Source organism: Pseudomonas sp. PSB11 (genome assembly GCF_014596605.1).
In the GTDB taxonomy this organism is placed as follows: Bacteria; Pseudomonadota; Gammaproteobacteria; order Pseudomonadales; family Pseudomonadaceae; genus Aquipseudomonas; species Aquipseudomonas umsongensis.
The window spans coordinates 589,912-602,958 of the sequence record NZ_NOIO01000001.1 but is presented as its reverse complement, the minus strand read 5'-3'; the positions used below and the strand labels follow the sequence as shown (position 1 = coordinate 602,958).

General features: G+C 60.7%; 13 protein-coding genes. 7 read left to right on the top strand and 6 right to left on the bottom strand.

Annotated elements, in window-relative coordinates; translation table 11 throughout:
• Positions 1 to 12 precede the first annotated feature (12 nt).
• From CGA21_RS02825 to CGA21_RS02805, 5 genes are all read right to left on the bottom strand, one after another.
• Positions 13 to 1,233: an electron transfer flavoprotein subunit alpha/FixB family protein gene (locus CGA21_RS02825; protein WP_188263476.1), complete on the bottom strand. Its 1,221-nt coding sequence runs from the start codon at positions 1,231 to 1,233 to the stop codon at positions 13 to 15.
• Entirely contained in the window at positions 1,233 to 3,179 is a 1,947-nt protein-coding gene (gene dgcB / locus CGA21_RS02820) for a dimethylglycine demethylation protein DgcB (protein ID WP_188263475.1), read from the bottom strand. The genes CGA21_RS02825 and dgcB overlap by 1 nt, the downstream gene beginning before the upstream one ends.
• 134 nt (positions 3,180 to 3,313) lie before the next feature.
• Complete coding sequence (dgcA, locus tag CGA21_RS02815; protein ID WP_110750421.1) at positions 3,314 to 5,374, bottom strand: dimethylglycine demethylation protein DgcA; 2,061 nt, start codon at positions 5,372 to 5,374, stop codon at positions 3,314 to 3,316.
• A 15-nt stretch (positions 5,375 to 5,389) separates the two neighbouring features.
• Complete coding sequence (locus CGA21_RS02810; RefSeq protein ID WP_020796073.1) at positions 5,390 to 5,920, bottom strand: DUF5943 domain-containing protein; 531 nt, start codon at positions 5,918 to 5,920, stop codon at positions 5,390 to 5,392.
• 78 nt (positions 5,921 to 5,998) lie between these two features.
• Positions 5,999 to 6,976, bottom strand: coding sequence for a dipeptidase (locus CGA21_RS02805; RefSeq protein ID WP_008019494.1), 978 nt, complete (start codon positions 6,974 to 6,976; stop codon positions 5,999 to 6,001).
• Between the two features lie 235 nt (positions 6,977 to 7,211).
• On the opposite strand from CGA21_RS02805, the gene CGA21_RS02800 reads away from it, so the two are divergent.
• The 4 genes from CGA21_RS02800 (at position 7,212) to CGA21_RS02785 (ending at position 8,708) form a co-directional block, all read left to right on the top strand.
• A complete protein-coding gene (locus CGA21_RS02800; protein ID WP_110750511.1) occupies positions 7,212 to 7,613 on the top strand; it encodes a lysozyme inhibitor LprI family protein in 402 nt (133 codons plus the stop codon).
• Between the two features lie 92 nt (positions 7,614 to 7,705).
• Complete coding sequence (locus CGA21_RS02795) at positions 7,706 to 7,951, top strand: type II toxin-antitoxin system RelE family toxin (RefSeq protein ID WP_188263474.1); 246 nt, start codon at positions 7,706 to 7,708, stop codon at positions 7,949 to 7,951.
• Complete coding sequence (locus CGA21_RS02790) at positions 7,935 to 8,258, top strand: helix-turn-helix domain-containing protein (protein WP_179056962.1); 324 nt, start codon at positions 7,935 to 7,937, stop codon at positions 8,256 to 8,258. The genes CGA21_RS02795 and CGA21_RS02790 overlap by 17 nt, the downstream gene beginning before the upstream one ends.
• A 33-nt stretch (positions 8,259 to 8,291) precedes the next feature.
• A complete protein-coding gene (locus tag CGA21_RS02785; protein ID WP_110750414.1) occupies positions 8,292 to 8,708 on the top strand; it encodes a DUF3010 family protein in 417 nt (138 codons plus the stop codon).
• Positions 8,709 to 8,869: 161 nt separating this feature from the next.
• Here the strand turns inward: CGA21_RS02785 and CGA21_RS02780 are convergent, their stop codons facing one another.
• A complete protein-coding gene (locus tag CGA21_RS02780; protein ID WP_110750412.1) occupies positions 8,870 to 9,814 on the bottom strand; it encodes a GlxA family transcriptional regulator in 945 nt (314 codons plus the stop codon).
• Positions 9,815 to 10,023: 209 nt separating this feature from the next.
• Between CGA21_RS02780 and CGA21_RS02775 the strand changes: the two genes are divergently transcribed.
• The 3 genes from CGA21_RS02775 to CGA21_RS02765 all read left to right on the top strand — a co-directional run bounded on the left by CGA21_RS02775 (position 10,024) and on the right by CGA21_RS02765 (position 13,034).
• The gene (locus tag CGA21_RS02775; RefSeq protein WP_110750410.1) at positions 10,024 to 10,968 is read left to right on the top strand and encodes a choline ABC transporter substrate-binding protein; all 945 of its coding nucleotides are present in this window, start codon (positions 10,024 to 10,026) and stop codon (positions 10,966 to 10,968) included.
• Positions 10,969 to 11,042: 74 nt separating this feature from the next.
• Positions 11,043 to 11,930, top strand: coding sequence for a 3-keto-5-aminohexanoate cleavage protein (locus tag CGA21_RS02770; RefSeq protein ID WP_110750408.1), 888 nt, complete (start codon positions 11,043 to 11,045; stop codon positions 11,928 to 11,930).
• Between the two features lie 138 nt (positions 11,931 to 12,068).
• Positions 12,069 to 13,034: an L-carnitine dehydrogenase gene (locus CGA21_RS02765; protein WP_110750406.1), complete on the top strand. Its 966-nt coding sequence runs from the start codon at positions 12,069 to 12,071 to the stop codon at positions 13,032 to 13,034.
• Positions 13,035 to 13,047 lie beyond the last annotated feature (13 nt).

The following is a 13,047-nucleotide window of genomic DNA, read 5'->3' as shown; positions in this document are numbered from 1 at the left end:
CCTTTCCTTCCCTTAAGCCGCATCGCGCTTGGCGTCGTTGCGGTAGGCTTCTACCGCCGCGATCAAGGCCCGAAGAACCTCGGCACTCTCGCCGATTACCGACAGGTCGGCCCGTTTGATCATGTCGCAACCCGGGTCGAGGTTGATCGCCACCACCTTGTCGCAGGCACCGATGCCCTGCAGGTGCTGGATCGCCCCGGAAATCCCCACCGCCACATAGACCCGCGCGGTGACCCAGGTGCCGGACGCGCCGACCTGACGGTCGCGGGCCATGAAACCATCGTCCACCGCCACCCGCGACGCGCCTTCGGTTGCTCCCAGTGCTGCGGCGGTCTGGTGGAACAAGTCCCAATCCTTGACCCCGTTGCCGCCGGAGAAAATGAACTCGGCCTCGGCCATGGGAATCGCCGCCGGGTCCACCGCCACAGCCCCCAGGTCCTCGATGCGCGAGAGACTGCGGGCGACGGCTGTGGATAACTCCACCGGCAATACTTCGTGACGGGTTTCGCTGACCGGCTCGGCGCATTCGACGGCAGCCAGGATCAACCGTGCAACCGGACGCGCCAGATCTTGCAAACCGGCACCGGCGCGACCAATGCACTCCTGATCCTTGACCTGCCAGACCCGCGTGGCCGGGCGTTCGCCCAGGGCAGCGGCAAAGCGCCGACCCAATTCGCCACCGCCGCTGCGACTGTCCGGCAGCAGCCAGTGACGTGGGTTGAACTGGTTATCCACAGCCCGCAAGCCCTGGACGCGTTGTTCCGGTGCATAACCGCTGAACTCTTCGCCTTCGAGCACCAGCAGGCGATCGACGCCGGCTGTGGAAAACGCGTTTTCCTTGTGTTCGCCGAAGACCACGGCCAATACCGCACCGTCGCTGCCGGCCAGTTGATGGGCCAGGCCCAGCAAGTCCTTGTCGTGGCTGCTCAAGCGGCCGCCGACCATGTCCGGCACCACGCAGATGTAGAACGCCGGTGCAGGCACCTGATGCAGCGGCAATTGCACTTCAACGGCGGCCGAGCGTTTAATCGCCCCGCCCTGTTGAGCGCCGCTGCGGTCGATCCGCTTGATGCCGTTAGGTCCAATGAAACCAATGCCGTGCGGGTTCTTGCGAATGACGCCGTTAGGCCCCATCCAACTGTGCTGCGCCGGTTGCATGGCGGCGTGCAGAGGGTGCAGGCGGTTACGGGCGATCCATTCGGCACGGGGGTCGCGGCGGATAATGTCGCTCATCAGTGCACCTCCGCGGGTTCACGTTTGGCCGGCGTAGCCGACTTTGGGGCTTGATCTTCCAGGAGCGCGTCGGCCACCAGTTCGGCAATGTCCTTGATCAACGGTCGTGGTTCGACCACACCTTCAAGCATCGCGGTGCACTGGGGGCAGCCCACGGCCACCAGTTCGGCGCCCGTCTCACGGATGTCTTCCATGCGCATGTCGGGGATACGCTGCTTGCCCGGAATGTCGGTGATCGGCGCACCGCCGCCACCGCCGCAGCAGCGCGAGCGGAAACCGGAGCGTTGCATTTCCTTGACCTCGATGCCCAGCGCACGCAGAACCTGACGCGGCGCCTCGTATTCGCCGTTGTAGCGGCCGAGGTAGCACGGGTCGTGATAGGTCACGCTGTCGCCTTTGTGCTGGCCAAGGTTCAGCGCGCCGGCGTCGATGATTTCCGCCATGTAGGTGCTGTGGTGCTGCACCAGGTAGTTGCCATCGAAAGCGCCGTATTCGTTTTTCAGCACGTGGAAGCTGTGTGGATCGCAGGTGACGATGCGATTGAAGCTGTACTTGGCCAAGGTCTGGATATTGCGCTTGGCTAGCAACTGGAAGGTCGCCTCGTCGCCCAGGCGTCGGGCCACGTCACCGCTGTCGCGCTCTTCGAGGCCAAGGACCGCGAAGTCGATTTTTGCCGCTTTCAGCACTTTGACGAACGCGCGCAAGGTGCGCTGGTTGCGCATGTCGAAGGCGCCATCGCCCACCCAGAACAGCACGTCGGTGGATTTCTTTTCGCTGAGCAGATTGAGGTTCAAGTCCGCCGCCCAGTTCATCCGACCGCCTGGCGCAAAACCGCCCGGGTTGTCGGTGGCGATCAGGTTTTCCAGAACTTCAGCGCCCTTGTTCGGGGTCGCGCCTTTTTCCAGGGTCAGATGGCGACGCATGTCGACGATGGCATCGACGTGCTCGATCATCATCGGGCATTCCTCGACACAGGCGCGGCAGGTGGTGCACGACCACAGGGTTTCGGCGTCCACCAGACCGTTGACGATCGGTTGATGCGGATTACCGGCGTGTTCACCGATGGGCTTGCCCGGATACGGACTGCCGGCAAATTTGGCATCGGTGCCGCCAGCCAGGCCGACGACCATGTCCTGGATCAATTTTTTCGGGTTCAACGGCTGGCCGGCGGCGAAGGCCGGGCACGCGGCTTCACATTTACCGCACTGCACACAGGCATCGAAGCCGAGCAATTGGTTCCAGGTGAAATCCTTGGGTTTTTCCACGCCCAGTGGTGCGCTTGGGTCGTTCAGATCCAAGGGCTTCAGACCGGTGGAACGACCGCCGCCAAAGCGCTCCGCGCGACGGTGCCAGGCCAGGTGCAGGGCACCGGCGAAGGCATGCTTCATCGGCCCGCCCCAGGTCATGCCGAAGAACAGCTCGGACACGCCCCACAGCACGCCAATCCCGAGGATCACCACCAACAGCCAGCCGCCGAAGTTTTCCGGCAGGATACCGGCCACCGGCAGGGTCACCAGGAAGAACGACACCGAAAATGCCATCAGGCTTTTCGGCAGGCGCATCCACGGGCCCTTCGACAGGCGCGAAGGTGGATTGCGCCGACGCAGGTAAACAAAGACCGCACCGACGAACATCACCGCCGACATCAACAACAACGCATAACCGAGGAAGCGGTTATGCAATCCGAACCCATGCACCAGAATCGCCAGCACGATGGACGCCACTGCGCCGCCGGCCGTCGCGACGTGGGTGTTGGCAATGTATTTGTCCCGCGCCACTACATGGTGCAGATCGACCATGTAACGCTTGGGCATGGCGAACAGGCCGCCGATCAGATCGACCTTCGAGGCCCGGCCTCGGCGCCACATGTTTACCCGTCGCAATGCGCCGAGAGCCGCGAGGCCCAGGGCAGCAAAGATCAGGATGGGAAGTAGGGTGTTGAGCATGGTGAAGCTCCCAAAGACCGCGGGGTCTCATGTGGGAGCGGGCTTGCTCGCGAATCCGGCGACGCGGTGTATCAGGTGTACCGCGTTATCGTTCTTCGCGAGCAAGCCCGCTCCCACATTGGTTCGGTGTGATTTTAGAAGTCCTTGCACAGCCGCAGCGCGTCATAGATCGCCGCATGCACGTTGCGCTGGGCCACACAGTCGCCGATGCGGAACAGCAGGTAGCCGTCGCCGCTCTGTTCCAGGCATGGCTGCGGCTTGATCGCGAACAAGGCTTCGACGTCGATCTGGCCTTTGTTGCGCGAGCCTTCCTTCATTGCGTAGTAGATCTCCTCGTCCGGACGCACGCCGTTCTCGATGACCACCTGGTCCACCACCCGCTCCTCCTTGGCGCCGGTGTATTCGTTTTCCAGCACTGCTATCAGCTTGTCGCCTTCGCGGTAGACCTTCTCCAGCATCATGTCGCCGGTCATGATCACTTCTTTCGGATACATGCTGCGGTAGTAGGTCGGGAACGACGTACCGCCAATGGCCACGCCTGGCTTGATGTCGTCGGTGACGATCTCGACCTGGCTGCCCTTGTCGGCGAGGAAGTCGGCCGTCGACATGCCGGTGAACTCGCAAATGGTGTCGTAGACCAGCACGTTCTTGGCGGGTGCAACTTTGCCATCGAGAATGTCCCAGCTGCTGACCACCAGGCCTTCAGCCGCGCCCCAGTGCTCGTTCTGCTCGATGAACGGATGACCACCGACGGCCAGCACCACTACATCCGGACGCAGGTCCATGATGGTCGGCGCATCCGCCGCGGTGCCCAGGCGCAGGTCGACTTTCAACCGCGCCAGCTCCAGCTGATACCAGCGGGTGATACCGGCGATCTGGTCACGCTGCGGCGCTTTCGACGCCGTGGTGATCTGGCCACCGATAAAGTCCTTTTTCTCGAACAGGGTTACGTCGTGGCCCCGCTCGGCAGCCACACGGGCGGCTTCCATCCCGGCAGGACCGGCACCGACCACCACCACTTTGCGTTTAACGCCGGTGGTTTTTTCGATGATGTGCGGCAGGCCCATGTATTCACGGGAAGTCGCGGCGTTCTGGATGCACAGCACGTCCAGGCCCTGGTACTGACGGTCGATGCAGTAGTTGGCACCGACACACTGCTTGATCTGGTCGACCTGGCCCATCTTGATCTTGGCGATCAGGTGCGGGTCGGCAATGTGCGCGCGGGTCATGCCGACCATGTCGACGTAACCGCCTTCCAGGATACGGGTGGCCTGGTTCGGGTCCTTGATGTTCTGCGCGTGCAGCACCGGCACCTTGACCACTTCCTTGATACCTGCGGCCAAATGCAGGAACGGCTCCGGTGGATAACTCATGTTCGGAATCACGTTGGCCAAGGTGTTGTGGGTGTCGCAACCCGAGCCCACGACGCCGATGAAATCGAGCATGCCGGTGTCGTCGTAATACTTGGCGATCTGCTTCATGTCTTCATGGGACAGGCCGTCCGGGTGGAACTCGTCACCGCAGATACGCATGCCCACGCAGAAATCGTCACCGACCTCCGCGCGCACCGCTTTCAACACTTCCAGGCCGAATTTCATGCGGCCTTCGAAGGTGCCGCCCCATTCGTCGGTACGCTTGTTGACCCGCGGGCTCCAGAACTGGTCGATCATGTGCTGGTGCACCGCCGACAGTTCGACACCGTCCAGGCCACCGGCCTTGGCGCGGCGTGCCGCCTGTGCGTAGTTGCCGATCACCCGCCAGATCTCTTCCGGCTCAATGGTCTTGCAGGTAGCGCGGTGCACCGGCTCGCGCACGCCCGACGGCGACATCAGCGTCGGCCAGTTGAAGCCGTCCCAGCGCGAGCGACGGCCCATGTGGGTAATCTGGATCATGATCTTGGCGCCGTGCTTGTGCATGGCGTCCGCAAGATTCTGGAAGTGCGGGATGATGCGGTCGGTGGACAGGTTCACCGAGCTCCACCACTCTTGCGGGCTATCGATGGCGACGACAGACGAACCGCCGCAGATCGCCAGGCCGATCCCGCCCTTGGCCTTCTCTTCGTAATACTTGACGTACCGGTCGGTGGTCATGCCGCCGTCGGTGGCATAGACCTCGGCGTGCGCGGTGCTGAGCACGCGGTTGCGGATGGTCAGTTTGCCGATCTGGATCGGCTGGAACATTGCTTCGAAAGCCATGGCGGGTTCCTCGACTTACAACGGCTTGACGGTGAACAAGCCGTCTTCGTGGCCCTCTTCGGAGCCACCGTAGACTTGTTCGGCCACGGTGCGGATCTTGCTGCCGCGAGCGGCAAGGATCTGGTCCATCGCGCCGGCAAACCAGCCAGTGAACATGTAGTCGACCTTGCGCCCGACCTTGCCGTACACGTAGACGAATGCCGAGTGTTCGAGCTTGACGCTGCAGGTGCCTTTGTCGAGGTCGATGTCCTGGATCTTGAACAGCCCCCAGCCGCGTTGCGACAGGCGCTTCATGTAGTGCTCGAACACCGCAACGCCTTCGAGGCCATGGCATTCGGCTTCTTTTTCACACCAGTGCCAGGCGGACTTGTAGCCGGCCTTGTAGAGAATCTCGGCGTAAGCTTCGGCGCCCAGCACTTCCTCGATGCCCATGTGGTTATTGACGAAGAAATGACGCGGCACATACAGCATCGGCAGGGCGTCGGACGTCCAGACACCGGTTTCGCTGTCGACTTCGATAGGCAATTGCGGGGCGATCTTGGCCATGGAAACTTAACTCCAGAAAAATTTTGTTGTCGCCTGCGGCGCGGACGGCCGCAGGAAAGGATTCAGAAGAGCGGTGGCTTATTCGCCCCAGACGTCTTTCAAGACATTCACCCAGTTCTCGCCCATGATCTTGCGCACTACGCGCTCGGAATGGCCGCGCTTGAGCAAGGTTTCGGTGAGGTTCGGGAACTCGCCGACGGTGCGGATGCCCAGCGGGTTGATGATCTTGCCGAAGCTGGTCAGGCGGCGGGCGTAGCCCTTGTCGTGGGTCAGGTACTCGAAGAAGTCCTGGCCGTGACCCTGGGTGAAGTCGGTACCGATACCGATCGAATCTTCACCGACGATGTTCAGGGTGTATTCGATGGCTTCGGCGTAGTCGTCGATGGTCGAATCGATGCCCTTGGCCAGGAATGGTGCGAACATGGTCACACCGACGAAACCGCCGTGGTCGGCAATGAACTTCAGTTCTTCATCGGACTTGTTGCGCGGATGCTCCTTGAGGCCCGACGGCAGGCAGTGGGAGTAGCACACCGGCTTTTTCGATTCGAGGATGACTTCTTCGGACGTCTTGGAACCGACGTGGGACAGGTCGCACATGACGCCTACGCGGTTCATCTCGGCAACGATTTCACGACCGAAGCCCGACAGGCCGCCGTCACGCTCGTAGCAACCGGTACCGACCAGGTTCTGGGTGTTGTAGCACATCTGCACAATACCGACGCCCAGCTGCTTGAACACTTCGACATAGCCGATCTGGTCTTCAAACGCATGGGCATTCTGGAAACCGAAGAGGATGCCGGTCTTGCCCTGCTCCTTGGCCTTGCGGATGTCGGCGGTGGTGCGCACCGGAATCACCAGGTCGCTGTTCTCGCGGATCAGTTTCTGGCTGGCGGCGATGTTGTTGACAGTGGCCTGGAAGCCCTCCCATACCGACACGGTGCAGTTGGCTGCGGTCAAACCGCCCTTGCGCATGTCTTCGAACAGTTCACGGTTCCACTTGGCAATAATCAGCCCGTCGATAACGATGCTGTCGGCGTGCAATTCGGCTGGGCTCATCAGGCTGTCCCCTTGTTAGCGATTCATGCGCCGAATCGTCTGTCGGCGCTTTGGGGCCAGCATATGCCTCGGTGCATTGGTAGCCGGGTGCAAAAACGACAGGGGAATTGCCGAAAGCGTCAATCCGCGACAAAGGGTCGTCGCAAGGCACAATTGCCGACCTGTTCAAGGCAATCCGCTTGGGCCAGAATTCGCCACATCTCTTGATGCTTCACTGGATGGGAGCGGCAACCACATGAAATTCATCGTCCTGGCCTTGGCACTGATTGCGACCGGCGTACACGCCGCCGAGGAGTCTGAAGACACCCCCTGCGACAAAGTCGAAAACGACGTCCAGACCCTGGAATGCTCCGCCTTCAGCAAAACCACTGCTGAAGACTTGCTGAGCGAAAACTACAAAAGCCTGAACGAACGCATGCAGTCGCTCTACGGCAAGAACCCGTCGCAACTGGCCGACATCACCGCCAAGATCAAGGCCGCCCAGCAACAATGGCTGAAAACCCGCGACGCCGACTGCGCCATCGAAGCCTTCCCGGCCACCGCCGGCAGCAAGGCGTTCACTATTGCGCAGAATGATTGCGTGGCGCGGATGAGTGACGAGCGGTCGGAGTTTTTGGAGACGATTGGGCAGGAGTAACGCCGAGCAACATCCCGACATGCTTAGTTTATTGGCCAAAAGAGAAATATAAGTAAAGATTGGCAAATCTTATAAAAGACTTATATTCTCTCATGAACAGTATTCACTGGACTCGAAAGGCCGTTAAGCAGCTTTTGAAATTGCATTCCGTTCACCAGATCCAGGTTCGTGATGCCGTTTCGGCGCTGACTGACATGCCTGATACAGGCAACGTCAAAGCACTGGCCGGTCATGACTACGCCTACCGACTTCGAGTAGGTAACTATCGGGTCATGTTCGATTGGGATGGCACAGTCAAAGTTCAAGAGGTCAAAAAACGCGATGAACGCACCTACTGACGTTCAAATCATCAACGACGCAGACGGAAATCCTGCTTTCGTGGTCATTCCCTACGCGCAATATGTCGCGCAGAAGATTGAGCCCGATCTGATTCCCCATGAAGTCGTCAGCCGCATTGTCGATGGCGCGACGCCGATTCGCGCCTGGCGCGAACACTTGAACCTTACGCAGGATGAAGTGGCCAAACGCATGGGCATCTCCCAACCGGCCTTCGCCCAGCAGGAAAACGTCGCGAAGCCGCGCAAGGCCACCCGCGAAAAAATTGCCGCGGCGTTTGGCATCACCGCCAATCAACTGGAGCTGTAAGCTTCACGCCTTCAGCCAGAAAAGGGATTCACCATGAAAGTCTGCGGCATCGAAATCAAAGGCAGCGAAGCGATCATCGCCGTGGCAGCTCTCGACGGTTCCACGCTGGGCCATGTCGCGCTTGCGACCAAGAAAATCGCCCTGGAGGATGACGACGAAGCCGCCAATGTCAAAGTGTTTGCCGCTCAGGTCGCATCCTTTGTTCGCGAGAACTCGATAGATCGAATCGTGATCAAGAAGCGCAGCAAGAAAGGTGAGTTCGCCGGTGGGCCGACCACGTTCAAGATCGAGGGCGTTTTCCAGATGCTGGAGAATTGCGAGGTGACGCTGCTGTCGCCGCAGACGATCAATGCGCAGGCCAAGAAACATGGTTTTGAGCCGCCAGAGACGCTGAACAAGTATCAGCATGAGGCATACAAGACTGCCTGCTCGGCATTACTGAAGAAGTAACAGAACCTCCAGACAATGACGATCAAATGTGGGAGCGGGCTTGCTCGCGAAAGCGGTGTGTCATTCGATAAATATTTCGCCTGATACACCGTTTTCGCGAGCAAGCCCGCTCCCACATTGAGTTATATGTCGATTCTGGAAACCCGATTCAGTCAGCGCCATCAGGCTTTGGCGGTACGCCGATCCTCCCGTGGGCACCGCTCGAACCTTGCCCGATAACTGCGGGTGAAATACGACGGCGATTCAAACCCGCAGGCAATACTCACCTCCAACACACTCATATTGGTCTGGCGCAGCAGTTGCCGGGCTTTCTCCAGCCTCAGGCGCAGGTAGAAATTGCTCGGTGTGTCGTTCAGGTGCAGGCGGAACAGGCGCTCCAGCTGACGCCGGGTGACTTTGATCGATTCCGCCAATTCCAACGTACTCAGCGGCGGCTCGCTGTGCTGCTCCATCTCGCCAATCACGTGAACAAGCTTCTTGTTGCTGATGCCATAACGCGTCGCGACTTCCATGCGCTGGTGGTCTTTACGCGGACGGATGCGCCCGAGCACGAATTGCTCGCTGACCTGGATTGCCAGTTCCGGGCCATGGGACTGGGCGATCAGATCCAGCATTAAATCGATCGACGCGGTGCCGCCAGCGCTGGTGATGCGTCGACGGTCGATCTCGAATAACTCTTGGGTGACGCTGAGCTGCGGATAGGACTCCTTGAAGGCGTCGATGGCCTCCCAGTGCAGGGTCAGGCGATGGCCGTCGAGCAAACCTGCCTCAGCGAGGATGAAGCTGCCGGTGTCAATGGCGCCGAGCGTCACGCCTTCGTTGTCGAGGCGACGCAGCCAGTGCTCCAGCGCCGGTGTGGCGAATTTCAGCGGTTCGAAGCCGGCGACCACCCATAACGTCGCGCCTTTTTTCAACGGCTCCAGCGCCGCGTCGGCGTTGACCGACATGCCGTTACTGGCCAGCACCGCCCCACCATCGGCGCTCAATACATGCCAGCGATAGAGCTCGCCGCGAAAGCGATTGGCAACCCGCAATGGCTCGATGGCCGAGATAAATCCAATCGCCGAGAAACCTGGCATCAACAAGAAATAGAAATCCTGGGACATGGAGCGCACTCGATTGGCGGGTAGCGAGAGGGCGGGTAGCGTGAAGACGTTGATACGCCACTTGCAACAGGCATTCAAGAGCACAGGTCGCTGCAGTGCAAGAGTCGGTCGCCGCAGTGCGCTTTCGTGGCAGATTAGCTGCGTAACGTGACATCACCGGCGCACAGACGACCGGACCCACAATAATGAAACTGCCGAGGAACCTGAGAATGAAACGACTGATCAGCAGCTGTGTTCTTGCACTCAGTGGTACCGCTTTGCTGAGCGCCAGTGTCATGGCAGCCGAACCGGCGTCGTGCCAGAACGTGCGCATGGGCGTGGTGAACTGGACCGACGTGATCGCCACCAGTGCGATGACCCAGGTATTGCTCGACGGCCTCGGCTACAGCACCAAACAAACCAGCGCTTCCCAGCAAATCATCTTCGCCGGGATTCGCGATCAGCGCCTGGACCTGTTCCTGGGTTACTGGAACCCGCTGATGACCCAGACCATCACCCCGTTCGTCGACGCCAACCAGGTCAAGGTGCTTGAAGCGCCCAGCCTGAAGGACGCCCGCGCCACCCTCGCCGTTCCGACCTATCTCGCCGACAAGGGTCTGAAAACCTTCGCCGACATCGCCAAGTTCGAAAAAGAGCTGGGCGGCAAGATCTACGGCATCGAGCCAGGCTCAGGCGCCAACACCCAGATCAAGGCGATGATCGCCAAGAACCAGTTCGGCCTCGGCAAGTTCCAGCTGGTCGAGTCCAGCGAGGCCGGCATGCTCGCAGCGGTGGATCGCGCCGTGCGCCGCAAGGAAGCCGTGGTGTTCTTCGGCTGGGCACCGCACCCCATGAACGTCAACGTACAGATGACCTACCTTACCGGAAGCGATGACGCCCTAGGCCCGAACGAAGGCATGGCCACGGTCTGGACCGTGACCGCGCCGAAATATGCCGAACAGTGCCCCAACGTCGGTCGCCTGCTGAGCAACCTGACGTTCACCGCCGAAGACGAGAGCCGGATGATGCAGCCGCTGCTGGATCACAAGGACGCCTTCGAGTCCGCCAGACAGTGGCTTAAGGATCACCCGCAAGACAAGCAGCGCTGGCTCGAAGGCGTGACCACCTTCGACGGCAAGCCTGCGGCTGAAAACCTCAAGCTGACCAGCAAGTAACCCTTAATCGAACCACCGATTCGCAGCCCGACAGGGCTGCGAACGGGACCACCACGCCTGAAGGAAACCGCCAAATGAACCACGACGTCATCATCACCTGCGCACTCACCGGTGCTGGCGACACGACCGCCAAGAGCCCACATGTGCCGGTCACTCCGAAACAGATTGCAGCCGCTGCCGTGGAGGCCGCCAAGGCCGGCGCTACCGTGGTTCACTGCCACGTTCGCGATCCCGAAACCGGCAAGTTCAGCCGTGACGTGGCGCTGTACCGCGAAGTGATGGAGCGCATCCGCGAATCCGACGTCGACATCATCGTCAACCTCACTGCCGGCATGGGCGGCGACCTGGAAATCGGCGCGGGCGAGAACCCGATGGCGTTCGGCCCGAACACTGACCTGGTCGGTCCACTGACCCGCCTGGCGCATGTCGAAGAACTGCTGCCGGAAATCTGCACCCTTGATTGCGGCACACTGAACTTCGGCGATGGCGACACTATTTACGTCTCTACCCCGGCACAGCTGCGTGCGGGCGCCAAACGCATCCAGGAATTGGGCGTGAAGGCCGAACTGGAGATTTTCGACACCGGTCACCTGTGGTTCGCCAAGCAGATGATCAAGGAAGGCCTGCTCGACAATCCGCTGTTCCAGCTGTGCCTGGGCATCCCGTGGGGCGCACCGGCCGACACCACAACCATGAAAGCCATGGTCGACAACCTGCCGGCAGACGCCGTGTGGGCCGGTTTCGGCATCGGCCGCATGCAAATGCCGATGGCCGCGCAAGCCGTGCTGCTGGGGGGCAACGTGCGAGTCGGGCTGGAAGACAACTTGTGGCTGGACAAGGGTGTTTTGGCAACCAACGGCCAACTGGTCGAACGCGCCGGCGAAATCCTCAGCCGCCTCGGCGCCCGTGTACTCACGCCTGCTGAGGGCCGCAAGAAAATGGGCCTGAAACAGCGCGGTTAATCCCCCACACCCAACCCTGTAGGAGCCGGCTTGCTGGCGATGGCGCCGGTATAGCCACCACCTATTCTGTGACAGGAATGCCGCCTCGCCAGCAAGCCGGCTCCTACAGGGATTCACCGAACTCTCCAGGATGTGACAATGACCTTCATTACCGAAATCAAAACCTTCGCCGCACTGGGCAGCGGTGTCATCGGCAGCGGCTGGGTATCCCGCGCCCTCGCCCACGGCCTCGACGTGGTGGCCTGGGACCCGGCCCCCGGTGCCGAAGCCGCCCTGCGCCAACGCGTCGCCAATGCCTGGGGCGCCCTTGAGAAACAAGGCCTGGCGCCCGGAGCCTCGCAGGATCGCCTGCGCTTTGTCGCAACCATCGAAGAATGCGTGCGAGACGCCGATTTCATCCAGGAAAGCGCTCCTGAGCGCCTGGAACTGAAACTGGAGCTGCACAGCAAGATCAGCGCTGCGGCCAAGCCCGATGCCTTGATCGGCTCCAGCACCTCCGGCCTGTTGCCGAGCGAGTTCTACGAGAGTTCGACCCACCCGGAGCGCTGTGTGGTCGGGCACCCGTTCAACCCGGTTTACCTGTTGCCATTGGTGGAAGTGGTCGGCGGCAAGAATACCGCCCCCGAAGCCGTGCAGGCGGCAATGAAAGTCTACGAATCGCTTGGCATGCGCCCGCTGCATGTACGTAAGGAAGTGCCGGGATTCATCGCCGACCGCTTGCTCGAAGCGCTGTGGCGCGAGGCGCTGCACCTGGTCAACGACGGTGTGGCGACGACCGGCGAAATCGACGACGCGATTCGTTTTGGCGCCGGTCTGCGCTGGTCGTTCATGGGCACATTCCTGACCTATACCCTGGCCGGTGGCGACGCCGGGATGCGTCACTTCATGGCACAGTTCGGCCCGGCCCTGCAGTTGCCCTGGACCTACCTGCCGGCGCCGGAACTGACGGAGAAACTGATCGACGACGTGGTGGATGGCACCAGCGATCAGTTGGGTAAACACAGCATTTCGGCGCTGGAGCGCTATCGTGATGATTGCCTGCTGGCGGTGCTGGAAGCGGTGAAGACCACCAAAGAGAAGCATGGGATGGCGTTCAGCGAATAAACCTTAAATTATG

Excerpts from the sequence above, each read along its gene's own strand:
- CGA21_RS02825 (WP_188263476.1), bottom strand. The coding sequence starts at position 1,233 with ATGAGCGACATTATCCGCCGCGACCCCCGTGCCGAATGGATCGCCCGT.
- dgcB (WP_188263475.1), bottom strand. The coding sequence starts at position 3,179 with ATGCTCAACACCCTACTTCCCATCCTGATCTTTGCTGCCCTGGGCCTC.
- dgcA (WP_110750421.1), bottom strand. The coding sequence starts at position 5,374 with ATGGCTTTCGAAGCAATGTTCCAGCCGATCCAGATCGGCAAACTGACC.
- CGA21_RS02810 (WP_020796073.1), bottom strand. The coding sequence starts at position 5,920 with ATGGCCAAGATCGCCCCGCAATTGCCTATCGAAGTCGACAGCGAAACC.
- CGA21_RS02805 (WP_008019494.1), bottom strand. The coding sequence starts at position 6,976 with ATGAGCCCAGCCGAATTGCACGCCGACAGCATCGTTATCGACGGGCTG.
- CGA21_RS02800 (WP_110750511.1), top strand. The coding sequence starts at position 7,212 with ATGAAATTCATCGTCCTGGCCTTGGCACTGATTGCGACCGGCGTACAC.
- CGA21_RS02795 (WP_188263474.1), top strand. The coding sequence starts at position 7,706 with ATGAACAGTATTCACTGGACTCGAAAGGCCGTTAAGCAGCTTTTGAAA.
- CGA21_RS02790 (WP_179056962.1), top strand. The coding sequence starts at position 7,935 with ATGAACGCACCTACTGACGTTCAAATCATCAACGACGCAGACGGAAAT.
- CGA21_RS02785 (WP_110750414.1), top strand. The coding sequence starts at position 8,292 with ATGAAAGTCTGCGGCATCGAAATCAAAGGCAGCGAAGCGATCATCGCC.
- CGA21_RS02780 (WP_110750412.1), bottom strand. The coding sequence starts at position 9,814 with ATGTCCCAGGATTTCTATTTCTTGTTGATGCCAGGTTTCTCGGCGATT.
- CGA21_RS02775 (WP_110750410.1), top strand. The coding sequence starts at position 10,024 with ATGAAACGACTGATCAGCAGCTGTGTTCTTGCACTCAGTGGTACCGCT.
- CGA21_RS02770 (WP_110750408.1), top strand. The coding sequence starts at position 11,043 with ATGAACCACGACGTCATCATCACCTGCGCACTCACCGGTGCTGGCGAC.
- CGA21_RS02765 (WP_110750406.1), top strand. The coding sequence starts at position 12,069 with ATGACCTTCATTACCGAAATCAAAACCTTCGCCGCACTGGGCAGCGGT.